We start from the raw sequence: 21,771 nt of genomic DNA on the forward strand, positions 1-21,771 counted from the left end.
AGCCAATTTAGCGATGGACTTTTCGCCTGATAAGCGAGACAAACCGCCATGGGGTATTACGATAATCGGGACAATGACGCGCCATTCGCTGATCGAACTTGAGGCGGTTCTCGCCATCGTTCGGTGCGGCTCGTTTCGGGCGGCGGCGCTCGAACTGGGCATGTCGACCACGGCCATCAGCAACGCGGTGGGCAAGCTCGAACGGGAGCTTGACGTGCGATTATTCAATCGCACCACGCGCAGCGTCTCGCTCACCTATGCGGGGCGGATCTTCGTCGCCCAGATCAAGCCGGCGCTCGATAGCATCCAAAAAGCGATGAACACGGCGCGCTCCCAGCAGGAGACGCCGTCCGGCATCTTGCGCATCAATGCCTTCGCGACGGCTGCGCGCGAGATCATGGCGCCGCTGGTCCTCACCTATCTGAAGCTCTATCCGCAGGTTCATATCGACATCGTTACCGAGGGACGGCTTGTCGACGTCGTGGCGGCGGGTTTCGATCTGGGGTTACGCAGCGCGGACCTGGTGCCCAGCGACGCAATCGCCATACCTCTGGGTCAGATGCGACGCATGGCGGTTGCCGCATCGCCCGCCTTTTTCAAAAACAGGGCAATCCCCCAAGTACCGCAGGATCTGCTCTCTTACCCCTGCGTTCGCGTGCGGCTTCCCGATGGCACATTGTTTCGATGGCGGTTCGGGAAGGGCGGCGAAGAACTGCAGCTCGACGTCGAGGGGCCGATCACTCTTGACGAAGCATCCCTGGCGCGGATCGCGGTGACGAACGGCGTGGGGATCGGCTACTTCATGGAGACCGACGTCCGCGACGACATCGCGGCGGGCCGGCTCGCGCGCATTCTTGAAGACTGGACTCCGCCGCTCCTGCCGCTGTGCCTCTATTATTATAATCGGCGCAATTCCTCCGCGGCCTTTCAGGCCTTTATCGCGCTTGCGCGCGACTACGCGGCCGGACGGCTTGCGCTGGATTAAGCCTGCTGCGCGTCAGAAGCCTGATCCGCCAGCGGCTCCGCCTGCGACCATTGTGTCGCGACGATGCGTTTACCGGTGACATCATCTGCATCCGACGACACGAGCCAAAGCAATGGCGGGACGATGATCTGGGGATCGAGCAGCTTGGACCGCGTTTCGGCAGAGACGCTATCGGGGATCATTCCGGTTAAAGTCGCTCCCCCCGGCAGAAGAGCATTTACCGTGACGCCGGTGCCAATAAGGTCTTGTGCCCAGATGGTTGTCTCTGACTCTAAAGCCGCTTTCGACGGGCCGTAAGGAGAAAATCCCTGGCGCTGCATGGTTTCGGAGTTCATCGAGATGTTGACGATCCTGCCCCAGCCAGCCTTCAGCATCAAAGGCACGGCGGCTTTGGCCATCAGAAAAGGACCGTTCACGTTGGTGTCGATCACCATCTTCCATAGCGATGGCGACACCTCCCAAAAGCGCGTCGGCTGGGTCAAGAACTGTTCGCTGACATACTTCATGCCCCGGCCGGCGTTATTGACGACGACATCAACGCCGCCGAAGCGACGGACGGCCGTATCGACCACCCGGTCGCAGTCATCCTCGCTTGTAACATCGGCGATGACGGGAAGGACACGCGCTTCGCCGTACAAGTCGCTGGCTTCGGCGGCCAGACTATCGATCTCCGCTCGTTCTCTCGCAGCGGTAGCGATGACATTGAACCCCGCACCGGCAAGGCCGAGAGCCATCGCTCTTCCGAGACCTCTGCCGCCCCCGGTGACGATGGTTACGCGATTGTGGGATTTCACCGAGTTCATCGTATCGATCCTTTCGAGAGAACACACTGGCGGTCGGAAAACTTGGTTTTCTCAGTCATCTCGATCAACGCGCACTCGCCGCAGTTGTTTCCGGCATAGATCAAGGGCTTTCGCCAAACAAGTGCGTTACTTGGCGCCGGTATCGCAGTTGGACCCTCGGCGACCGGCTTCTCCCGCATCCGGCTTATCTCTCGTGGATTGCTACTGAAAAGATTTCGGTTTTAGATCGAGCTGAAGCTGAGGAGAAGAAAATGTCTAAGGCGTACTGGGTCGCTACATACCGTTCAGTCACCAATCCTGACGCCTTGGCCGCATATGCCAAGCTGAGTGGCCCTGCGATCATGGCGGCCGGCGGCCGGATATTGGCGCGCGGGTTGCCTGCACTTGTTTATGAAGAGGGGCTGCAACAGCGAACAGTTCTGATCGAGTTTGACAGTGTGGAGCATGCCCAAGCAGCTCATGACAGCCCCGCCTACCAGGAGGCCATGGCTTTGCTATCTGGCGGCGTAGAGAGGGACATCCGAATTGTGGAGGGGCTGTGACCGTACTTCTCGGAGCCCGGCCAGGTCTATATCATCGGGCTCTCCTGTTCTTCAAAGCAGCCGGGCGGCCCGTCCACTGCGCCTCGTAGCGCTGTTGTAGTAGCTGGAAGCCTGCTGGACCGATCTGTGTCGAGACTGCTCCATGGCCTCGGGAAGGGGGATGCCACGATTGGCTGCTTCCGTCAGGTATCCGGATCGCAGGCCGTGCGCCGAAAACTCCCCACTGTTCAACCCGGCCATCTCCGCCCGCTGCTTGAGGATCGCATTGACCGACTGGGGATCGAGCGCCCGGCGGGAGACGGTGCCCCAGCGTCCGATCCCCCTGAACACACTGCCCTTGTCGATCTTCGCCGCCGCCAACCAGGCGTTCAGGGATTCGACAGGTCGGCCGGTCAAATAAACGACCTCGTCCTCTTCGCCTGGTGTCGTCTTGGTGCGACCGAGATGAATGGCCAAAGAGGGGAGGGGAGAGCCATCCGGCACCTCGAGCGGTGGCTCGACCGTCAGCTGTTCGCAGCGTAGCCCGGCAACCTCGCTACGCCGACGGCCACCGGAGGCAAAGGCGACCATCAGAATTGCCCGGTCCCTGATATCGCGCAAACTATCTGTCGCGCAGGTCGCCAGTAATTTTGCCAGAACGTCTGATGTCACTGCCTTTGCGCTCTTGCGACGGCGTTGTCTCGGGACGGCGCGCACGGCGAGACGAATGGCGGATTTGAGGGCAGGGGAGGCGAACACGCCGTCGAGCCCGCGCCACTTGGTCAGGGTCGACCAGCTGGCCAGCCGCCGGCGCACCGTATCCGGTGCGTGCGGGCCGGTAGATTTCAGAAACTTTTGGGCGCGCAAATTGTCGGCGACTCCATCAGGCATGCCGTGATCGGGGTCGCCTGCACGCTTCTCTGGATCCCAGAGGTGGTGGGCGACGAACTTGAGTAGCAGTGCTTCCGGCGCCGGCCAGGGCAGTGACCGGCCCGTGGCCGCCAACCCCCAGGCTTCGAGGTAGGCGAGATCAGATGTCAGCGCCCGCAACGTGTTGTCGCCCATGCCGCGTTCGACAAGATGCTTCAGGGTCTCCACGTCCTGGTCGGTGAGCAGCTCGGCGAGCTCGTCGCGGCGCTCCATCGGCAAGACGGCGGCGATGGTGTCGAGTTCTTCCGATCGGCGTTCGACGGCGGATTTCGATGTGGACGGCGTCAAAGGAAGCTCCGAAACAGGGTTCTGTCCGGCGATGCAGCCGTCCCCTGGCATTGTTTTTTCTGATTTGCGCGACAAAATCAATAACCATCGATAAGCGATACTTATCGATGGTTAGAGCTGCTGCCCGACATCGTCAGCGACAGCGGAAGCAATGATCCATCTCGCTTCTGGTTAGCGGCATATTTACCATAGATTCATCACCTTACTTCCCGTTCAAGTTGCCCCCGCGGAAGCTGCGGAAGGCGGAAGCTGGCAGCGGATTGATCGAACGATCCCATTTTGCCGATGCCCGCGCCTTGCTATGGCTCGATAGCGAGCTCGCTCATCTCGAGCACGGTGCTGCGCGACGCTGGCCACGACATCCGCACGCTGACTCATGAGGTCAACCGAATCCATGCAGTCATGACCGAAGCGGTCAATGAAAGCTGGTTTCATGAACCGGGGTTGCTGCTCGGTGAATGGCAGCCCGAGCAGCTCGCCAAGGCCATCCAGGACATTGAGGCAGACAAAAAAGAACCGACCCCCGGCCGGATCGTTGCGGCCCTGAACCTTCAGCTTCTGGACCGCGATGTTCGGAAAGGACTATGAAACGTTGTGGCAGACGACGCTGCACAAGATCGGCCGCAAGCCAGACGGAAAGGGGCTGCGAAGAAAGGATTTCTCCGGCCCGCTGGCGCAAATCCGCAGCCTGCGCAATCGCATTGCCCATCACGAGCCTATCATCATGTGGAACCTGCCGAAGCGCTACGAAAGCATGGTGGAAATGACCGGCTGGCTGTCCCCGGCCGCCGCGGCCTGGTGCCAGGCACACTGCCGGTTCCAAAAGGTCTAATCGCGAAGACGGCAGCAGCTAGTCCAAGGAAGGTCAGGAATCCGTCGAGGGTCATTTGAGGGTGCTACCGAAAGAATCAAGTTTCTGAGAATATTGAAATACCAGCAAGTATTACGTGTGTATCTCGTCATTAGCGCCGAAAACAGCCAGTCCGCTCACGGCCCAAAATCAGCTATTACCTGTAGGCAAAGCTGATATCCGTTACAAATTTCAGATAGATAGCTCTTATATCAAAAGGGCCGACGGTTCGAACCCCATCAAGGCAAAGGTGGCTCCGGCTATGGCAGTTTTGCGCCCGCATTCCAGTCATAGACACCGTGTTTGCCCGTACCTAAATGCAGACATGGCTTTACATCCCGGTGCTTGCTGCTTCCGCTCGCACGAGTAATCGCTCCGCTAGACGGTGGGGGAAGGCATCCCGCGGCAATTGACGGTGCGAGATGGCTGTTATTCCCCCTATGAGCACAAACGCTACCCTCACGGGTGACGACGGCGGCAGTGAAGTTGCCAGCGCAGCGTTTGTATGGCACCTCGTTTACATGCCAAATTTGCGAACGACATAAGGATGCGACCGTGGGAGACGAAGTTTGGGGGACGTTAGTCAAAGAATTCTCTGATGTTCCAGACGCGTCGGCCATAACTCGCATCGCTGTGCGCCTTGTGATCGCGGCGGTACTCGGTGGGGTTCTCGGGTTCGAACGCGAGAGCAAGGGCAGAAGTGCTGGCTTGCGGACTCACATGTTGGTTGCCGTGGGTGCTGCACTTTTCGTTTTAGGTCCACTGCAGAGCGGCATGCAGATCGGCGATCTGTCACGGGTACTGCAGGNGACGGCGGCAGTGAAGTTGCCAGCGCAGCGTTTGTATGGCACCTCGTTTACATGCCAAATTTGCGAACGACATAAGGATGCGACCGTGGGAGACGAAGTTTGGGGGACGTTAGTCAAAGAATTCTCTGATGTTCCAGACGCGTCGGCCATAACTCGCATCRCTGTGCGCCTTGTGATCGCGGCGGTACTCGGTGGGGTTCTCGGGTTCGAACGCGAGAGCAAGGGCAGAAGTGCTGGCCTGCGGACTCACATGTTGGTTGCCGTGGGTGCTGCACTTTTCGTTTTAGGTCCACTGCAGAGCGGCATGCAGATCGGCGATCTGTCACGGGTACTGCAGGGTGTCGTTCAAGGAATAGGCTTCCTCGGCGCGGGTGCTATCATAATCCGCTCGGCGCAGCGCGAGGTAGAAGGGCTCACCACAGCGGCCAGTATCTGGGCGACAGCCGCGATCGGCGTAATGGCCGGNGCGGGTGCTATCATAATCCGCTCGGCGCAGCGCGAGGTAGAAGGGCTCACCACAGCGGCCAGTATCTGGGCGACAGCCGCGATCGGCGTAATGGCCGGYCTGGGATTGGAGGTAACTGCCGTCTTATCGACCGCGATCGTCTTGGTCATTCTCGCAGCGGTGCCTCTCATGTTGCCCACGCCATCCGAGACGGACTCAAAGTCTAGTGGGGAGGATTGACCGTAGGACGACAGCGAAGATATTTCGCCCTCAACTTAATCTGTAGCAGGTAGCGCGAAAAGCCTGAAAAGCGCCCCCAAGCTTGACCTTTGCAGGCTCTCCAGCGAGCTCCGAAAGCCGACGTTGCTGCAGACGGGCGCAGTTGAGCAGTAGCCTGGCATCCTTGGGAGGTCGACTTGAGGTTGGCGCCGGACTCTGTCAGGGCTTCACGAACCGATATGCGAAGCGATCGGTCTCGCCCTTGATCAAGGGATCGAAGACCTTGATCGCGTGTGGATCGTTCCTGTTCGCGAGCAGGGTGCTTTCCGCATCCAGTACGAAGCCGGCAGCCTCCACCTCCTCGCGCACGAAGGCAGGATCGATGCGATGCAATGACTGGGCATGACCTGTGCCCGCTCCGGCGGCGGCGGCGTGATCGACGATGACGTAGAACCCACCGGGCTTCAGCCGCTCGTAGACGGCACGGTTGAAGTCGGCCGCCGTCGCGCCCCTGGCCTGCATCAGCGCGGTGTGGAGATCGTGGTAGAACAGGTGCAGCCACAGGACATCCGCTGGCTGCGTGATCTCCGGCATTGCGACGAGGTCCGCTGAGACGACTTCGACGTTTTCCCGGCCTGGCTCTTGCGCGAGCGTTCGCATGAGACCGACCGGATCGTTCTTGAAGTGCCCGACTTCGGCCGGCACGAAGCTGGTGACTCGACCTTTGCGTCCAACGACGTCGGAGAACAGGCGCGTCCAGTCGCCGTCGCCTGGATAAACGTCGATGACGATGGCACCCGCATCAATGCGTGCGAACCGGATCAATTCGGATAGTTTGGATTGGTCGTACATCGAAATCTCCTTTACGGTTGGGTATTCGACGAGCGCGCGGCGCGCGAGACGGCGATCCGCGGCTCATTCACCTTCGGCGAAACCCGATCGTTGCAGAAGGCCTGCGCTATACGGGCCCGGACGCGTCCATCTGCGCGGCGCGTGCCAACGCTTGCGTGTCGATGTATTCCTGGATTCTGGTCAGTCTGCCGTCCCGGACCGTGATGGCGAAGATCCAGTCGTCCTCGAACGACTTGTTCGTTGCTTTGACCTTCCCGCTGGCGCAGCCGACGACGAGAACCCGGTCTCCTTGTGCGACAAACTCCCGGGGTTCAGTGGAGGTTTCCATCGACCTGGATGCCGTATCCAGCAAATCTGCCAGTCCCGCGTGCCCCCGGTAGGTGCCGGCCAGCGGCCAGTCCTCGCCCGGAATGATCCACTTGATGTCTTCGGCAACCAGCGCCAACAGAGCCTGTCTGTCGCCGCGGCCTATCGCGGCGAAGAAGTCCTTCACGGTCTCGATGTTTTTTTCAATACTCATGGGAATGTCTCCATTTCGCTGGGATCGGATCGCGCTTGATCCGATCCGCACATCGTGGTCCTGTCGGTGGGGCTGTCGTTTTATCCGTCGAACTTGACCAGGTCCTTGAAGATCAGATGACCCCAGCTCTTTCCGCGCGCCTGGACCAGCAGCCCGCCTTCCGACAGCCCGCCAAGCTTGATCGGCGCGAAGCCCAGATTTTCCGCGAGCGCACCAATCTCCGCCGCAGCGTCGTCATCGTCGCTCGCCAGGAACACGACTCGTCTGCCACCACGCAGGGCTGGATCTTGGGCAAGAACGGCAGCGCCCAAGTGGTTGAAACCCTTGACCAGCCTTGCACGACGGAAGGCTTGTGCGACGAATTTGGAAGACGGTTGTCCTCCCAGCTCCTCCGGCGGAACGCCGTAGGCGTTGGTGACATCGACGATCGTCTTCCCCTGCCAGGTGGGAAGCGCCTTCGCGACATCCGGATGTGCCTCGAACCGGACAGCCAAGAAGATGACGTCCGCCTTGACGGCTTCCGCCAGCGTTTTGGCAATGACCTTGGGCCCGATCGCGGCCGCATCGGCTGCAAAGCTTTCCGGGTCCCGTGTGGTTGCAACGGATACTTCGATGCCCTTGCGGGAAAAGGCCTTGGCCAGAGCTCGGCCGATATTGCCGAAGCCAATGATTGAGTAGCTCATAATGCTTCTCCGATCCTGTGTTGACGCTGGGTCAGACCTGCGCCCAACCACCATCGACGGCGAGATCTATACCGGTGATGTAGGAGCTTTCATCGGAGGCGAGGAACGTGAGCGCCGCCGCGATTTCCTCAGGCTTGCCCCTGCGACCCATTGGGATCTGTGCAGCAAACTGCGCGACCGCCTCCTCGGCTTGCTCAGCGGTGAGGCCGGTCGTTGTCGCCAAGGCGGGAGTCTCGATCGCGCCGGGGCTCATCGTATTGACGCGGATATTGCGGTCCTTCAGCTCCTGGGTCCAAGACCGCGAGAAGCTGCGAACAGCCGCCTTGCTTGCTGCGTAGGCGCTGAACGCCGGCAGCCCCATCACATTCGAGACCGAAGAGTTCAGAATGATCGATCCGCCGTCTTTGAAGATGGGAAGGGCCTTCTGGACCGTAAAGAACAGACCCTTCACGTTCACATCGAAGGTCTGGTCAAAATGGGCCTCAGTAGCTGCCGCGAGCGGCGCGACCGTACCTGCGCCCGCGTTTGCGAAGAGAATGTCGATGTGACCATGCTTCTCCTTCACGGTGGCGTAGAGCCGGTCCAGATCTTCCAAGCGCGAGACGTCGCCCACGACTGTTGTCACGTTTTTCCCGATAAGGGCCGCGGCCTCTTGTAAGGCTTGCTCGCGTCGCCCAATCATCACGACCTGTGCACCTTCCTCCACGAAACGCTTGGCTGTGGCCAAGCCGATCCCGCTGCTTCCGCCCGTGATGACTGCGATTTTACCTTCGAGTGCTTTCATAATCTTTTGTCCTTCGTTGTGTGGGAGTTAGGCGCGGCACCGCGCCGGGGTCAGAGTTGAGCCAGGCCGCCGTCGACGGCGACTTCGCTGGCGGTCATGAAGCTGCTGTCGTCCGACGCGAGGAAAGCGGCGACGGCCCCGATTTCCGCGGGATCGGCCATGCGCCGGAGCGGGGTCATTGCGCCGTAGGCCTTCTGGCCCTCCTCACCGAGCGCTTCCTTCGCGAGTTCGGTCGCCGTTGCGCCGGGCGACAGCACGTTGACCCGGATGCCGGTGCCCTTCAGGTCCTCGGCCCAGGTCCGCGCGAGATTGCGCACGGCCGCCTTGCTGGCGCTGTAGGCAGTGAATGCCGGGGCGCCGGTGGTCCCGGCGCTCGATCCCGTCAGGATGATCGAACCGCCCGGGCCCATCAGTGGTAGCGCCTTCTGGACCGTGAAGATCGTGCCCTTCACGTTGGTGTCGAACGTGTCGTCGATGTGCTCGGCGGTGATCTGGCCGAGAGGAAGCGGGCTTCCGGCCCCGGCATTGGCGAAGACGATGTCGAGGATTCCGCGCTCGGCTTTCACCGCCGCGTAGAGCCGATCCAGATCGGCCTCATCCGAGACCGAGCCCTTCACCGCTCGGGCGTTGGGTCCAAGCCCGGCCATAGCCGCATCGAGTGCTTGTTGCCGGCGGCCGTAGATAAAGACGAAGGCACCCTCCTCGATGAAGCGCCTTGCAGCGGCGAGGCCGATACCGGTCGCGCCGCCCGTGATCACGGCGGTCTTTCCATTCAATCTGGTCATGTCATGCATTCCTTGTGTCGCGTCTCGGGTCATCGCTTTGCGGAGACATCCTCCGACAGCATGGATATGGGTTCGCCCGCGCCCGGCGGTGAGTGCCCAATCGCGCGCATCCGTGGTGCGAAAACGATCCGCTTACGTGATCGAAACGCGGCGACGATCACGCGCAATCCGGCCCAGTATGGTAGACGGGTCTTCGGAAGCCGCCCCACGCGGCGCGGGAATGAACCATGATCGACTGGGATGACGTTCGCTACTTTCTTGCCGCCGGGCGTGGCGGCTCAGTGCGGGCTGCCGCCAAGAGCCTGGGAGTCAACCACTCGACCGTGCTGCGACGTATTGCTCAGCTCGAGGAGCACCTCGGGGCGCAGATGTTCGAAAAGCTGCCTTCGGGCTACCGCCTGACGGCCGCGGGCGAGGAGGTTCTCGAGTTCGCGAACCAGATGGAAGCCTCGTCGCACCAACTGGAGACGCGCGTCTTCGGGCGCGATCAGAGCGTACGCGGGCTTCTGCGGGTGACGCTGCCCCCGTTCCTTGCGACACACCTGCTCATGCCGGATATCGCCGATTTTGCGCGTCTGCATCCGGACATCGAGATGGAGATCGTATCGACCGGCGAAGTCGTGAATCTGACCAACCGAGAAGCGGATGTGGCGATCCGGATGGTCTCCGATCGCAAGACCCTGCCGCTCAATCTTCATGGCCTGAAAGGTCCGGATCTGCTTGCGGGTGTTTATATGTCTCGCGATAGGCTGGCCGCGTGGCGTGCGGGTGCGCCGGATCCAGTCCGGCCGATCGTCATCGGCGGTCAGGCTCTTCCGGACTGGATCGACGAAGGGGAGTTTCGCGCCACAGGGGTTCCGTTCAGGACGCCAGACGCCGACGCGCAGATCGCTGCGGCAAGGCGAGGGATCGGTATGACCAAACTGCCTTGTTTCGTCGGAGATGCCGATCACCTTCTGGCGAGAGTTCCGGGCATCGATCTGAAATCACCTGCGACGATCTGGCTTCTCACGCAGGGGGAGACACGCAAGACGAAGCGCGTGCGGCTTTTCACAGAGTTCATATCCCACCGACTCGCCGCGTACGCTCTGCTCCTCGCCGGGCGGTCCATATCAGGGGGCTGACGTCCCGCGCCAAACGCCACAAATGGGCTGGGGAAATTGCTGTTGGAGATTTGCATTCCCAAGGGGACAGGCTACGGAGCGGCCGCTCTTCGTGAAATCGAAACGCATAGCGGATGGTCCGCTCCCGGCCCCGTCATAGAACCGAGAGCAGTGCATTCTCCCTCCGGCCAATGGTGGCCATAGGAGAACTGAAATGGGTATCTCACAATATGATCCTGGTGCGCTCGGCCGACCGGCTTGGAACGCAGGCAAGCAAGTTGGCGTCAAGAAGCCCCTGAAGCAGCGCCAGATTTGGGCCGTCCGCTTCTTTCTCGACCGAGAGGGAAGGATGAGAGATCGTGCATTGTTCGATCTTGCCATCGACAGCAAGCTCCGCGGCTGCGATTTGGTAAAAATGAAAATCGGGACCCTCGTCACGGGCCACGAAATTCGAACTCGTGCGATGGTCGTCCAGCAGAAGACTGGACGCCCCGTGCAGTTCGAGATTACGACCGAGGTCAGAGCGAGTCTGCTTGCATGGCTTCAGCAAAGGGGAGGAACAGTCGATGACTATGCCTTTCCCAGTCGAGTAGACTACGCAGATCATCTCAGCACTCGGCAATACGCCCGACTGGTCGATGAGTGGGTCACTGCTATTGGGTTGCGTCGGGAGGACTACGGGACGCATTCCCTTCGGCGAACGAAGGCTGCCATGATCTATAAGGCAACTGGTAACCTTCGAGCGATCCAGATCCTGCTTGGCCATACCAAGATTGAGAATACAGTCAGGTATCTCGGCGTCGATATTGAGGATGCACTGGAACTGGCAGAGCGGACTGAAATCTGAAGGGGAACGGCCCTGCGCATCGTGGGGCCGCGCCCTTTCGCTGCTAGACCTTCTCACAGGATTCGATCTGCTTTGCGCCCGCATTCCTGTCATTCAAGCGAACTTGGCGAATACCGAAAGCGGACCTCTTGATTTTGTCGGCTCTACGCTCGAAATGGAGGTGAGAAGCTGCCGACGCATAAATCGTCGAGCTTGCGTTGCAGGCGCAGGCGCTCATTTTCCTTCTGGCTCGCGGCAACGGCAGCTTCCAGATCCATAGCGGCATCCTCCTCGCCAAGCGCGCTGCGGATATCGTGACGCAACTCAAGGAACTCGCTCCTAAAACGCTCGGCGCTGAGCTTGGCCAAAGCGCTGTCGACCCATTTTAAGGCGCCGTCGGCATCGCCCTGACCAAGCCGGCATCGCGCTAGCAGTCGTTCCAGCCATTCGGTGTCGAGGCTCGTCTTCTGCCTAAGGATAGTCTCGGCTTCCTCCGGCTTTCCCATGTCGATCAACAGCTCGGCATGGCGCTGGTGATGAAACTGCATAGGTTTTACAATGGCGCGGTAGTGAGCGCGCGCCTTCTCCCTCAGTTCGACAGCCGATGCCGGCGACAGACGGGCAGCCTCGCAGAAGATCTCGGCGCGGGCTGCCCGCTCTCGATCAGACTGCAGCCTTTCCAATTCCACTTCGGGTAAGCCATCGAAGATCGACCGAAACATGTCTGGCCGCTCTAGGGAGATGTACCTGCCAAGAGCGGCGAAGGCGTCGAACGCGTGTTGCGCGCCGGCATTGGCGGCCGATACAATCGTCTGCTCAATCGAGGCGGCATGGCGGTCGATGAGCGCCGCACGCCACCGGCCAGAGCCGGACGGGAGACGCTCAATTACCCCGAGGAGCACGGAATAGGACAAGCCGTCGGTGTTGGCGCCTGGTCCGAGCATCTCGTCCACGAGCTGCGTGGCCCTCGCCTCCTTCTCGGCGTGTCCCTTGTAGAGATCGACCAGTTGGAGCCGGGCTTCGTGCAGCGGAACCGGGCCGGTAAGCACTTGTTCGAAAAGATCGGCGGCAGCCGACTTATCGCCCAGACGTTTCAGGGCTTTGCCCTTGTGATGCAACAGCTCTGCTATCTCACGAGCCGTCAGACTTGGAAGCTCAAGCATCTTGTCGAAAGCGACCACACGGTCCCGCAGCCTGTCCTGGGCAGCGGGGTCGTTTCGCTCCTTGTCGTAGAGAAAGAGCTGCTCGATGGATTCAATCACCGTGTTGATCCCGAGCGGTCCTGGTTTGCGCCCAGCCATCAGACGCACAATTTCCAAAGGTTCTCCGACCAGCTCTGGCTTGGTCTCGAGAGCGTCCCACGTAGTAAGTAGCGCGAAGAGAAAACTGGGCGGCGTCCCGCCGCGTGCTACCATATCCTCGAGCTTGGGCAGGAAGACGCGAGCATTGCGCCAAAGATCGAGGCCTTCGCCACGGGAGGCTTCGACAAGATAAGTGTCCAGCAGATGCTCCAGTTCGACGGAGCGCTCGTTAGTGCACCAACTTCCGTCGAGGGAGGCGTGGACCACGTCGTGCAGGCGGACGGCCCTGTTGCGATCCGGGACGGTGAGGCTGTTCCCCTTCAACTTTCGAATGCCCAGCGGCTTGATCGCGAAACTTAGGAAATCCTCGTCGCAAACAGGAAGGCCCGACCACGCGAACACTGATAATTCCTTGGTCAGCGATGGCCGCAGCCGCTCGAGAAGGACATCGGTTAATCGCCGCCCCCCGACTTCCATATCGCCGATGACATCGCAATCTTCGAGGATGTCATCCCACGTCGCTCCCTCGCTCACCGCAGCGAGGATGAGCGAAAGTGTCAGTGGATGCCCTTTCACCGTTCCCCAGATCTTGTGGAAAACCGCCTCCGGACACTTCACTGGGGCAAGCCCTAGAAGCGCCGAGGACTGTAGTCGATCCAGCATGGGCAGGTAGAACGATTGCGCGTCGGTCGAGCGTTGCGTCAACAGTACGTGGGTGCCCTTGCCGCAGATTCTCTCCAACACGGTCATGTCCAGATTTGCCGGAGCGTCGTCGATCACCAGCAAGCAGCGCAACGTTTGCATCAATCCAACGACGTTGCGGCTTTCGCCCGCACGCAGGAGTGGGACCGCATGCAGATCATCCGCTCTGCGAATCTCGTCGCCGTCTAGCCAGATGCGGACTTCGTAATCGTCCTGATGCCGATGGGCGAAAGCCTGAACGGTCGCGGTCTTTCCAATACCGCCCACTCCGCCGATGGCCAAAACAGGTTTCTGTCTCAGTCGCTCAACGATCGCCATGTCGATATCGTCTCGAGGCAACCAACTCGGCACGGGCTCTGGCACCATTCGGCTCGCCGCTTCCTCCTCCCGAATCCGCTCCAGATCTGGAAGGTATGGAGAGAGCCTGCGGACCACCGCATCGCTCAGGACTAGATGGTCGACCAACTGCGTCGCGATTTCCACCGCACCCCAGAGATAGAGGGTTTTGCCTTCCATCTCGGGCAGGTCGAGCACCGCACGTTCGAACTCCTGAGCGACCTGCGGTCGGCTCGGCTGCCCGGACAGGAGGAATATCCTTTCGGCACCGGGCACTCCGGCCAGAGCGTGGGCGAGGTCGCCACGCGCCTTATCCATGTCCCCGCTGAAGTAGTTCTTGCGGTCGGAGTACTCAACCGCGACTTTCCCGTCGCCGTTCGTCGTATCTACAACGCCTGCGACAGGATAGCCGAGCAAGTTCAGTCCCCGGTGATCCAACGGCAGCTCAAGCAAAGCCTGGACGAACAGGCCGCCGAACCTCTCGAAATCGGTGGCTATGTAGCCTATCCCGTTCGCCAGCCGGTTGATTAGTGCGGTTCGGCGCTTCGGATTCATTCAGTTCCTCAGATGAAGGTCGATCGCAGTCGGTTTTGCGGAGGACGCGTCGCGTCAGGAGTTGGGAAGGTGTACGACGGATTCCGCGTTGTCTATGCAATTGCGTCGCTTGCCGCCAGAATTCAGTCGAAGCCGGGCATGCGACGTTCTGTCATCAGCGTTATCCGATTCGACGTCACGGCGAGCGGTCGGAACCGGCCAATCGGAATTCCGCCCCCAATTCGGACGCTCGAGCAGACTTTGCCACTCGGCGAGAAGCGGACCTTACGCGCGAGTGTGCACCGTCGATCGATGCAGCGACTAAGCTGTCTTGCTACTTACTTCAAGCAAGAATGCTGTCGCTGTCTCTGTCATGCTGCTGGCGATCTGCCATGCGTTAAAAAGCTCAGTATGCATAGCCTCGAGGTCCGCTATCATCGCGTCGCGTCCTTCGTCGGTCTGAATTTTGAAGTTGTGGAATTCATAGAAGCGATGAAACAACCTGTTCCGAGTTTGCAGCGCGGACCCGAATCGGTCAGCCAATGCATCGTCAAGCTCTACGCATTTTTTCAAGCTGCGAAGCAGGTGGCCAAGCGTGCTCCGGTCGATGTCGTCAAGTAGCTTCCGCGCCTTGACGGAGTCGGCTTCCAAAATCCAACCTTGTTCAATCGCGCGGGCGCAAAGAATTAGCGTACCTAATTCAACCTCGAATAGTTGTGCGGCTTCCGCCGTTTTGCCGAACTTTGCGTAAAGTTCATCGTGTGTCGCCAATGTCCTAGCCCGCGATTGGTTGTGGCGCCGCCGGACCTAACTCGCCGATAAATTGGCTCGCATGAAGAGACGCGATGCCATATTGCGTCTGCGCTGGCGCGATGCCAGCCCCAAGGGCGGATGCTAGCGGCATCGCCTGTGAGTAAGTAAGGATCAACGTGCCGGGCTTGCCAGCATTGGGCGCTGCTTTTACCCGTGTGATGCCGACGTAGAACTGTCGCCGTTGCTCTTCCATTTCTTGGGCTTGCTGCGCAGCCGGCAGTGCGTTTTCGGGTTGCTTTGGGAGCAAGCCTTGAATACAGCCCGCGATGATCGTGACAGGCGCACTTAGCCCCTTACTCTTGTGAAGGCTCATGATCCTGACGTCTTGGATTTCCGAAGGGATGTCGGGCTGGTTTATGGCCTCTTGAAGTCGCGACATGAACTCGTTGTTTACGTCCTCACCTTCGATGCCTTCCTCCGTGTCCATTTCGCCAAGAATGTTGAGCGACAGTTGCCGGATGTCGCGTGTTGTAATCTGCCCATTCGGGAATAGCTCGTCGACGATAGAAGCTAAATCCGGAAGTGCCTCCAACGCGTTGAGCTCCGCCATGAGGTCGTTGAAGGCAACGACGATCCCGGCAGTATGAGGCAGAGAAAGGTTTCCGGCGGCGATCTGCTCTAGCGCCTGCCAAGGCGTCAGACCGGTAGCTTCGCAATGTCCGCGCACACGACGGTAGCCTGCCGCGTGCCAATTATTGCCATCAATGCCGACCAGCCATCGCAGGGCGACACGGTCGTCTCTGTCTATGAGGAGTTTCAACTTCGCGAACGCACGCCGGGCTTCCAATGCGTCAAGTTCCGCTTCCGCGTAGTAGGACCGAACTGGAATCTGTCGGTCGACAAGCGCCTCATAGATCGGCGTCCCGATCACACCACGCTGCGCAAGCACCAATATATCGCCGGGTGGCGTGCCGTCCGCAATCATTGCCGCGATGATGTTCGCAACGCCGTTCACCTCGTTTGTGAGCAACTGATATTGAATAATCCTGACATCGCCTGGCCCATTGGCGGGTAGCGGGACCAGCGCGCGAGGCACTGGTCTGATTTGGTTGTGGCCTATTAGGCTATTAGCAATCTGGACGACGCGGGTGGGGCAGCGGCGACAATCATCTAGCCCAAGATCGTCCGCACCAGCATTTGCAACAAGCCATTCTCGGATCCCGTCCGGATGAGCGTGTTTGAAGCTGTAGATCGACTGGTCATCGTCACCGACAACGCAGACTTGTGCGTGATTGGAAAGGAGCTCGATGACCGATTGTTCCGCGCGGTTGAGGTCCTGATATTCGTCAACCAATATATGCTGGAACTCGCTGCGTTCTTGCGCTGCTGGGTTGTTTCGGAGGTACTGGTATAGTTGAGGGATCACCTCGCCGATTAGCATGGCGCGATGAAAGCGGAGCCAATTTAGCAGGTCCAGTTGAAACGCCGCGTCTGCGGGATCGAGGACATATCCCGGCTGTTCATGTTGTAGTCGAGCCCAAGCCCCCTCATACGCTTGCTTAAGCTTTTTAACGGTTCTCCTGCCTCCATGTGCGCCCATTAAGTCGGAAATGAGCGGTTCCAGTTCAAATTCGTTAAGTGGCCTCGGCACTCGGCCGGTTGCGCCAAGTACGTGATTTCGCATCAGCATACGCATAGCGAGACTGTGGAGCGTAACACCCGTCAATCCGTCGCTGCCCGCGACGTCCATGTTGACCAGCTCACGATGCAGGTCTTCTGCGGCTACGCGAGTAAACGTGACCGGCAGGATCGACGCAGGCGCGATTCCTTGTTCCAAGAGTCGTGCCACCCGACGTTTCATCGCGAACGACTTGCCCGTGCCGGGACCCGCTACAACGCGCACGCGGAGATTCGTTGACGATGCAATCTCGTAGGCAGGACTTCCTAATGCTAACCCGTCAGACCAAGCCATTTTTCCCTCAAAGAATCTCGTGCCCACATTGGCTTTAATACCTAATCTGTTAAAGACTCGGTGCTGGCAGCAACATAAAGCTTCGCGAGATACTTTTGGAAGTTCTCGCCGTCCATCCCAAGCTTTTCACGGATTGGAGCCAATTCAGAGTAAAGATCGCGATCGATCAATTCAAACATATCGCCGTCATTGTGCAGTTCCGCTATCATCTTGTCGCGGCCGATGCGATTGCTGAAATCGACTGCTCTTTCCCTGAAGTAGTGATGGCCGAGAAAGTCCCGACGCTTCTTAGCGTCCCAGAGCCTTTCTTTTAGGGCGTCACTAAGCTCGGGCAATGCCGAAACGCGCTTGAGAAGATTGCCGAACGTCTGCGAGTGTTGGCTCTCCATAAAGCGATCGAATTCAGCTTCGTACTGCGTCCGATCAAAAGACTTTCCCCGATCAGTCAAATATTGATCACGGACGCGGCTCAGGAAAGCGCACTGCATCAGTGCAATCGCTAATCCCGTTTCCAGCACGCCGGCTTCATAATATGCCCTCCCGAAATAGGCGAAGACCTCCTTGATGTGCTCACCTTCGTCATACCCCATCTGTGGTCCCACCCTTATAATGCTGCAGCTAACTGAATGGCAGTTGTTCCACTTTAGACGACTAAAAGCCGACAGTCCTCTCCCGGCCCCAAATCAGTCGTTCGCGCTCAGTCAAAATTAATGTCTTAGCCAGAAAATTTGGCTCTGAAGGAAATCATATCAGCGGTCTTCGGTTCGGTTCCGCTCAAGACCTTTACACGTTTGGAAGCGGGCGGCTTGGTGCGCTGTCTCCTGGCCAATTTTCAGCGGCGGCGTCCACGCTCCTCTGCCTCATCCTCGAAGCCTGGTGGTTTTGTTTTCACCCAACCAACGAACTTCTGGATCGTGGGGCCCTCGAGAATAGTGGCGATCGTGGAGAACTTCTTCGCCAGCTGCGCGTCCGTGAAGGCTGCGTGTATGTGGCTATGACATATCCGGTGCAAAGGCACCTTTGCTTTGCCACCCTTACTCTTGGGAACGAGATGGTGGTACTCTATCTGCTCGTCCGGTATCGCTCGCTCGCAGAGCGGGCAGATGACGGGCTCCACCTCGACATCCTGCGAAGTGAAATCGACTCTATTCTTGCGTGCCATCGATTTAGGGTCTTTCAAACGGCTGTTAGGCTGCGTCGGCGCGGCTTCGATAGACCATCCCAGACATACCGGCAACACCCCAGTCGTTTTAACGAAATGCTACCGTGGTTATCGTAACAGGCCGTCGATATCGAATTCATCCCACCCACGAAGCTCCGTTGCCGTAGCTTCGGATTGCTTCGCCGATCTTTTTGGTTTGGTGGTCTGCTTCTTGAGCGAACGTGTGAGCTTCGCGCGATACGCAGCCTGCTGCCTGGTCTCCGCTTTCGCTGCGACGTCGTCCTCCCGCCACTCGTCGACAGCGCCCCGATCAAGCAGGTCCACGACCACCTTTGGATCGAAGACGTGGAACGTGATCCTCCGGGCGCGTCCATTCAGCCGAACGGTTCGCGTGCCAGCACTCGGTAGCCGGCCGTCTGCGAGCCAGCGATGCCGTTCACTGGACTTGATCGTGAGGATGTCCTCAATCTCTCGCGGGATGACGGGTAGTGTTTCGACATCCACCATCGCCCTCCCGACGACGGCGGCCGCAGCGTTGAACGCGGCTTTGTCGTTGGCCGGCATGGCGAGGATGATGTCGCTTCCATCAAGCGCCAGCGACTTCTTCGACGTGGCAGGAACACGCGATTGCAGCTCCTGAAGTATTCCTTTCGCGCGTACGAACGATCCCATGGTGGCCGCAGAAGAAAGCGTCCATGTCCGGACGAGCTCTACGTCGTTCTTTTCGTGTTTCGGCATGACGCGTAGATGGGATGTGTAGCCTCCCGCGTCAACGAGTTGATGCGAAGGTGCAGTGCCAGGTCGATGAGGACCGCCTGCAGATCACTCGTAGTCCGAGGCCGCTCATGCGACAGAAATGGCGTCCGCTTTCGAACCCTTAAGGCGCCCATCTTGTCTTCAACGCAGGCATCACCATCTTGAGTTTGAATTCCCCCGGAGCCCCGACATGGACGACCTCATTCTCACGACTGTCTTCGACGACGACACGATCGAAATCTTGCCGCCGGAACGGAAGACCTGTGGTGGGAGTGAAATTTCGCTATGCGACTGCTGTGGGCGTCGCGCTGTCATTGAGGAAGATTGCTGCGGGATTTGTGAGGAGTGCCTCTCTCCCTGATCAACCGTTCGATGACGATTTTGCAGGTCGACTTGGCCCCAAATCGGACGCTATTCCGCGGCTTGACGGTGAGGGTAGACTTCAAGCGGCTCAACCGGGGCGATGATCTCGAAATCCCCGATCATGTGATGCTGGTCGGATCCTGGGACCGCCAGTGTCCAGAAGTCAGGGCTCTCGCCAAAGATCGTGGAAACCTGCACGATTGTCGCCCGGCCGGCTGCATACTTGTTTGATCGAGCCCAATAGAACCCGCCTGGAACCAAACTCTTCATAACGCCTACTCCCTACGCTATGATCGCACGATACCAGAAAATCGAAAGATGACTATCGCTCATATCCGCGCTTTCACAGTGACAAGGGTCGAGCTCTTCCGAACGGAAGACTTGGCCCGTGCGAAAGACGGGCCAAGCGAATTGTTTCAGAGAACCGTGACGTTCTCAGCTTTCGATTTGCCCGTCTTGCGGTCTTGACCGACGTCGAAGCTGACCTTCTGGCCATCCTGAAGCGAGCCGCCAAAACCGACAGCCGAGATGTGAACGAAGACATCAGGTCCGCCGTTGTCAGGGGTGATGAAGCCAAAGCCCTTGTCCTGGGCGAAGAATTTTACAATGCCAGTTGCCATGGTGTCCTCTGCGCCCGGTGCCGGCTTCNGAGATGTGAACGAAGACATCAGGTCCGCCGTTGTCAGGGGTGATGAAGCCAAAGCCCTTGTCCTGGGCGAAGAATTTTACAATGCCAGTTGCCATGGTGTCCTCTTTTTGAAATGCCAAGTCCTAACGGCTTTAGCGGTCTAGGTTAGGCGCGGCAAGGCTGCCGCGTAGTTTCGGCCGGCAATATAAGCGCCGGTCGGGGATCTCATCGACTGAAATCGAGTTGCGGCTGCGCCTGTCCGTCCATGTCGGGTTCTCTACTCGTCAGGGACGAGAGCGTCACACCAAGCAGTCGCACTGATCGCTTGAACGGATAGACTGTTGCGAGCAAATCTGTGGCGGCGTCGAGAATGTCGTTGCAACTGCTGAAGGGCAGGGCGGTCGTTTTGCTTCGGGTTGCCTGCGTGAAGTCGGAGTATTTGACCTTCACGGTGACTGTCTTGCCGCTGAAACCCTTCGCCTCGCAATATGACCATACCTTTTTCGCGAGCGGCCTGAGCTCGCTGTTGGCGACATCGAGCGTCTCGATGTCCTGCATGAACGTATCTTCGGCGCCGATCGACTTCCTGATGCGATCCGGACGAACCTGCCGATTGTCGATCCCCCGGGCAATGCCATAGAAGTAGGGGCCAGCCTTCCCGAAATGCTGGGTCAGGAACTGAAGCGACTGTGCCTTGAGGTCGGCGCCGGTTTCAATCCCAAGTCGATGCATCTTCTCGGCCGTGGCGGGCCCGACACCATGGAATTTCTTGACGGCGAGCTGTTCGACGAATGCCTGCCCATTCTTCGGCGTGATGACGGCCTGGCCATTCGGCTTGTTGAGGTCGGAGGCCATTTTGGCGAGAAACTTGTTGTAGGAAATGCCGGCTGACGCATTCAGCCCCGTGACCGCCTTGATTTTCGCGCGGATCTCGAGAGCAATTTCGGTCGCGATCGGCATGCCTTTCAGATTTTCCGTGACGTCGAGATAGGCCTCGTCGAGCGACAGCGGCTCGATCAACGGCGTGTATTCGGCAAAGATCTCGCGGATCTGCTGCGAGACAGCGCGGTAGACGTCGAAACGCGGCTTCACAAAAATCAGATCAAGGCATTTGCGCGCGGCCGTAACCGATGGCATTGCCGAATGAACACCGAACTTTCGTGCTTCATAGCTGGCGGCCGCGACAACGCCACGCGCGGCAGCGCCGCCGACCACCAGCGGCTTGCCGCGCAGCGCCGGATTATCGCGCTGTTCCACCGACGCATAAAAGGCATCCATGTCGACGTGGATTATCTTCCGGATGGTCGAAGCGGCCATGATATCCATCGGTGCGATCTCAGGCGGAACCGCCATCATTCGGCCCGCGCTTTCCACCTGATCCCATGACTTGCTCCCAGTAACCGGTCTCGGCCTCATCGAGTTCCTGTTCCAACTCCGGATAAGGCCGCGTGTCATCCGGCAGTTCGACCCAAGCCGTGTCGCGGGCAAGCGACGAGCCAACTTGCAAGTCCACTGCACTGGATTCCGGCCGGCCGCACGGCTCGTAAGGTAATTTGTCGAACCGCGTGAGGAGGTCCGCAGCGCCGGGCGAAAAATAGTAGATCGGTCGCTCGTCCCGGCTCCGGTAGAAGGCGGCGACATCCCAGTCGAAGCTGTCGCGGTGCGGCAGAAACAGTTTCAGAAAATGATCCTGGACCGCGAGCCGAAATTGAGGTTCCGGCATCGACGATTGTGCGGGGTCGAGTTTGAGCCAGCTCATGTCCTATCCTTTCCCTAATGGAATAGGGAACAAAATAAGAACATTTGGCTGTAGAGTCAAATAGCGCGAAGGCAATTGAGGAGTTTTGCAGCTACAGCAGCG

The 21,771-nt window shown here is 59.0% G+C and carries 25 protein-coding genes and 2 pseudogenes; 9 read left to right on the forward strand and 18 right to left on the reverse strand.

All coding sequences use genetic code 11. From position 1 onward, the window contains the following. The first annotated feature begins 73 nt into the window (after positions 1-73). Entirely contained in the window at positions 74-985 is a 912-nt protein-coding gene (locus ASC90_RS05600) for a LysR family transcriptional regulator (RefSeq protein ID WP_056536532.1), read from the forward strand. On the opposite strand, the gene ASC90_RS05605 is transcribed toward ASC90_RS05600, so the two are convergent. Next, on the reverse strand, positions 982-1,788 hold the full coding sequence (locus tag ASC90_RS05605; protein WP_056536535.1) for an SDR family oxidoreductase: 807 nt from the start codon (positions 1,786-1,788) through the stop codon (positions 982-984). The genes ASC90_RS05600 and ASC90_RS05605 overlap by 4 nt on opposite strands. A gap of 251 nt (positions 1,789-2,039) precedes the next feature. On the opposite strand from ASC90_RS05605, the gene ASC90_RS05610 reads away from it, so the two are divergent. Further along, a complete protein-coding gene (locus ASC90_RS05610) occupies positions 2,040-2,330 on the forward strand; it encodes a DUF1330 domain-containing protein (RefSeq protein WP_056536538.1) in 291 nt (96 codons plus the stop codon). A 51-nt stretch (positions 2,331-2,381) separates the two neighbouring features. On the opposite strand, the gene ASC90_RS05615 is transcribed toward ASC90_RS05610, so the two are convergent. After that, a complete protein-coding gene (locus ASC90_RS05615; RefSeq protein ID WP_082519825.1) occupies positions 2,382-3,578 on the reverse strand; it encodes a site-specific integrase in 1,197 nt (398 codons plus the stop codon). Positions 3,579-3,806: 228 nt separating this feature from the next. On the opposite strand from ASC90_RS05615, the gene ASC90_RS29235 reads away from it, so the two are divergent. The 5 genes and pseudogenes from ASC90_RS29235 to ASC90_RS29650 form a co-directional block, all read left to right on the forward strand. Then, positions 3,807-4,115, forward strand: coding sequence for a hypothetical protein (locus ASC90_RS29235; RefSeq protein WP_200950847.1), 309 nt, complete (start codon positions 3,807-3,809; stop codon positions 4,113-4,115). Continuing rightward, entirely contained in the window at positions 4,096-4,359 is a 264-nt protein-coding gene (locus ASC90_RS29240; RefSeq protein WP_200950848.1) for a hypothetical protein, read from the forward strand. Before ASC90_RS29235 ends, ASC90_RS29240 begins: the two co-directional genes overlap by 20 nt. Before the next feature lie 660 nt (positions 4,360-5,019). Then, positions 5,020-5,185, forward strand: a 166-nt coding sequence (locus tag ASC90_RS29245; RefSeq protein WP_244480314.1) for an MgtC/SapB family protein, incomplete at its 3' end; no start/stop codon positions are given. 173 nt (positions 5,186-5,358) lie between these two features. Further along, positions 5,359-5,651, forward strand: a 293-nt coding sequence (locus ASC90_RS29645; protein ID WP_244480315.1) for an MgtC/SapB family protein, incomplete at its 3' end; no start/stop codon positions are given. 1 nt (position 5,652) lies between these two features. After that, positions 5,653-5,871 (forward strand): annotated as a pseudogene (locus ASC90_RS29650) (MgtC/SapB family protein); the annotation flags it as partial. 198 nt (positions 5,872-6,069) lie between these two features. Here the strand turns inward: ASC90_RS29650 and ASC90_RS05630 are convergent. The 5 genes from ASC90_RS05630 to ASC90_RS05650 form a co-directional block, all read right to left on the reverse strand. After that, positions 6,070-6,702 (reverse strand): class I SAM-dependent methyltransferase, encoded by a 633-nt coding sequence (locus ASC90_RS05630; RefSeq protein ID WP_056536542.1) that lies wholly within the window; start codon positions 6,700-6,702, stop codon positions 6,070-6,072. 106 nt (positions 6,703-6,808) lie between these two features. Continuing rightward, complete coding sequence (locus tag ASC90_RS05635) at positions 6,809-7,222, reverse strand: nuclear transport factor 2 family protein (RefSeq protein ID WP_056536545.1); 414 nt, start codon at positions 7,220-7,222, stop codon at positions 6,809-6,811. 80 nt (positions 7,223-7,302) lie between these two features. Further along, positions 7,303-7,905, reverse strand: a complete 603-nt coding sequence (locus ASC90_RS05640) for an NAD(P)-binding domain-containing protein (RefSeq protein WP_056536548.1) — start codon at positions 7,903-7,905, stop codon at positions 7,303-7,305. A 31-nt stretch (positions 7,906-7,936) separates the two neighbouring features. Next, positions 7,937-8,689: a glucose 1-dehydrogenase gene (locus ASC90_RS05645; protein ID WP_056536551.1), complete on the reverse strand. Its 753-nt coding sequence runs from the start codon at positions 8,687-8,689 to the stop codon at positions 7,937-7,939. A 50-nt stretch (positions 8,690-8,739) separates the two neighbouring features. Next, the gene (locus tag ASC90_RS05650) at positions 8,740-9,474 is read right to left on the reverse strand and encodes an SDR family oxidoreductase (protein WP_056536553.1); all 735 of its coding nucleotides are present in this window, start codon (positions 9,472-9,474) and stop codon (positions 8,740-8,742) included. A gap of 227 nt (positions 9,475-9,701) precedes the next feature. On the opposite strand from ASC90_RS05650, the gene ASC90_RS05655 reads away from it, so the two are divergent. Further along, complete coding sequence (locus tag ASC90_RS05655) at positions 9,702-10,598, forward strand: LysR family transcriptional regulator (RefSeq protein WP_056536556.1); 897 nt, start codon at positions 9,702-9,704, stop codon at positions 10,596-10,598. A 193-nt stretch (positions 10,599-10,791) separates the two neighbouring features. Next, a complete protein-coding gene (locus tag ASC90_RS05660) occupies positions 10,792-11,424 on the forward strand; it encodes a tyrosine-type recombinase/integrase (RefSeq protein ID WP_056536559.1) in 633 nt (210 codons plus the stop codon). A gap of 143 nt (positions 11,425-11,567) precedes the next feature. Here the strand turns inward: ASC90_RS05660 and ASC90_RS05665 are convergent, their stop codons facing one another. The 11 genes and pseudogenes from ASC90_RS05665 to ASC90_RS05710 all read right to left on the reverse strand — a co-directional run bounded on the left by ASC90_RS05665 (position 11,568) and on the right by ASC90_RS05710 (position 21,669). Beyond that, the gene (locus ASC90_RS05665; RefSeq protein ID WP_056536561.1) at positions 11,568-14,297 is read right to left on the reverse strand and encodes a hypothetical protein; all 2,730 of its coding nucleotides are present in this window, start codon (positions 14,295-14,297) and stop codon (positions 11,568-11,570) included. Positions 14,298-14,597: 300 nt separating this feature from the next. Next, entirely contained in the window at positions 14,598-15,047 is a 450-nt protein-coding gene (locus ASC90_RS05670; protein ID WP_056536564.1) for a hypothetical protein, read from the reverse strand. A 4-nt stretch (positions 15,048-15,051) separates the two neighbouring features. Next, positions 15,052-17,001, reverse strand: coding sequence for an ATP-dependent helicase (locus ASC90_RS05675; protein WP_056536567.1), 1,950 nt, complete (start codon positions 16,999-17,001; stop codon positions 15,052-15,054). 41 nt (positions 17,002-17,042) lie between these two features. After that, positions 17,043-17,591: a hypothetical protein gene (locus ASC90_RS05680; RefSeq protein ID WP_056536571.1), complete on the reverse strand. Its 549-nt coding sequence runs from the start codon at positions 17,589-17,591 to the stop codon at positions 17,043-17,045. Positions 17,592-17,833: 242 nt separating this feature from the next. Further along, on the reverse strand, positions 17,834-18,163 hold the full coding sequence (locus ASC90_RS05685; protein ID WP_056536575.1) for a restriction endonuclease: 330 nt from the start codon (positions 18,161-18,163) through the stop codon (positions 17,834-17,836). A 108-nt stretch (positions 18,164-18,271) separates the two neighbouring features. Then, positions 18,272-18,901, reverse strand: a complete 630-nt coding sequence (locus ASC90_RS05690) for a hypothetical protein (RefSeq protein WP_056536578.1) — start codon at positions 18,899-18,901, stop codon at positions 18,272-18,274. Between the two features lie 429 nt (positions 18,902-19,330). Beyond that, entirely contained in the window at positions 19,331-19,552 is a 222-nt protein-coding gene (locus tag ASC90_RS05695) for a hypothetical protein (RefSeq protein ID WP_056536581.1), read from the reverse strand. 146 nt (positions 19,553-19,698) lie between these two features. Next, positions 19,699-19,902 (reverse strand): cold-shock protein, encoded by a 204-nt coding sequence (locus ASC90_RS05700; protein WP_056536653.1) that lies wholly within the window; start codon positions 19,900-19,902, stop codon positions 19,699-19,701. Between the two features lie 29 nt (positions 19,903-19,931). Then, positions 19,932-20,026 (reverse strand): annotated as a pseudogene (locus ASC90_RS27785) (cold shock domain-containing protein); the annotation flags it as partial. A 109-nt stretch (positions 20,027-20,135) separates the two neighbouring features. Further along, the gene (dinB, locus tag ASC90_RS05705) at positions 20,136-21,236 is read right to left on the reverse strand and encodes a DNA polymerase IV (RefSeq protein ID WP_056536656.1); all 1,101 of its coding nucleotides are present in this window, start codon (positions 21,234-21,236) and stop codon (positions 20,136-20,138) included. Positions 21,237-21,246: 10 nt separating this feature from the next. Then, positions 21,247-21,669 (reverse strand): hypothetical protein, encoded by a 423-nt coding sequence (locus ASC90_RS05710; protein WP_056536583.1) that lies wholly within the window; start codon positions 21,667-21,669, stop codon positions 21,247-21,249. Between the last annotated feature and the right edge of the window lie 102 nt (positions 21,670-21,771).

It is taken from the genome of Rhizobium sp. Root1220 (genome assembly GCF_001426265.1).
Classification (GTDB): domain Bacteria; phylum Pseudomonadota; class Alphaproteobacteria; order Rhizobiales; family Rhizobiaceae; genus Rhizobium.

Excerpts from the sequence above, each read along its gene's own strand:
- ASC90_RS05600 (WP_056536532.1), top strand. The coding sequence starts at position 74 with ATGACGCGCCATTCGCTGATCGAACTTGAGGCGGTTCTCGCCATCGTT.
- ASC90_RS05605 (WP_056536535.1), bottom strand. The coding sequence starts at position 1,788 with ATGAACTCGGTGAAATCCCACAATCGCGTAACCATCGTCACCGGGGGC.
- ASC90_RS05610 (WP_056536538.1), top strand. The coding sequence starts at position 2,040 with ATGTCTAAGGCGTACTGGGTCGCTACATACCGTTCAGTCACCAATCCT.
- ASC90_RS05615 (WP_082519825.1), bottom strand. The coding sequence starts at position 3,578 with ATGCCAGGGGACGGCTGCATCGCCGGACAGAACCCTGTTTCGGAGCTT.
- ASC90_RS29240 (WP_200950848.1), top strand. The coding sequence starts at position 4,096 with ATGTTCGGAAAGGACTATGAAACGTTGTGGCAGACGACGCTGCACAAG.
- ASC90_RS05630 (WP_056536542.1), bottom strand. The coding sequence starts at position 6,702 with ATGTACGACCAATCCAAACTATCCGAATTGATCCGGTTCGCACGCATT.
- ASC90_RS05635 (WP_056536545.1), bottom strand. The coding sequence starts at position 7,222 with ATGAGTATTGAAAAAAACATCGAGACCGTGAAGGACTTCTTCGCCGCG.
- ASC90_RS05640 (WP_056536548.1), bottom strand. The coding sequence starts at position 7,905 with ATGAGCTACTCAATCATTGGCTTCGGCAATATCGGCCGAGCTCTGGCC.
- ASC90_RS05645 (WP_056536551.1), bottom strand. The coding sequence starts at position 8,689 with ATGAAAGCACTCGAAGGTAAAATCGCAGTCATCACGGGCGGAAGCAGC.
- ASC90_RS05650 (WP_056536553.1), bottom strand. The coding sequence starts at position 9,474 with ATGACCAGATTGAATGGAAAGACCGCCGTGATCACGGGCGGCGCGACC.
- ASC90_RS05655 (WP_056536556.1), top strand. The coding sequence starts at position 9,702 with ATGATCGACTGGGATGACGTTCGCTACTTTCTTGCCGCCGGGCGTGGC.
- ASC90_RS05660 (WP_056536559.1), top strand. The coding sequence starts at position 10,792 with ATGGGTATCTCACAATATGATCCTGGTGCGCTCGGCCGACCGGCTTGG.
- ASC90_RS05665 (WP_056536561.1), bottom strand. The coding sequence starts at position 14,297 with ATGAATCCGAAGCGCCGAACCGCACTAATCAACCGGCTGGCGAACGGG.
- ASC90_RS05675 (WP_056536567.1), bottom strand. The coding sequence starts at position 17,001 with ATGGCTTGGTCTGACGGGTTAGCATTAGGAAGTCCTGCCTACGAGATT.
- ASC90_RS05680 (WP_056536571.1), bottom strand. The coding sequence starts at position 17,591 with ATGGGGTATGACGAAGGTGAGCACATCAAGGAGGTCTTCGCCTATTTC.
- ASC90_RS05685 (WP_056536575.1), bottom strand. The coding sequence starts at position 18,163 with ATGGCACGCAAGAATAGAGTCGATTTCACTTCGCAGGATGTCGAGGTG.
- ASC90_RS05690 (WP_056536578.1), bottom strand. The coding sequence starts at position 18,901 with ATGCCGAAACACGAAAAGAACGACGTAGAGCTCGTCCGGACATGGACG.
- ASC90_RS05695 (WP_056536581.1), bottom strand. The coding sequence starts at position 19,552 with ATGAAGAGTTTGGTTCCAGGCGGGTTCTATTGGGCTCGATCAAACAAG.
- ASC90_RS05700 (WP_056536653.1), bottom strand. The coding sequence starts at position 19,902 with ATGGCAACTGGCATTGTAAAATTCTTCGCCCAGGACAAGGGCTTTGGC.
- dinB (WP_056536656.1), bottom strand. The coding sequence starts at position 21,236 with ATGGATATCATGGCCGCTTCGACCATCCGGAAGATAATCCACGTCGAC.
- ASC90_RS05710 (WP_056536583.1), bottom strand. The coding sequence starts at position 21,669 with ATGAGCTGGCTCAAACTCGACCCCGCACAATCGTCGATGCCGGAACCT.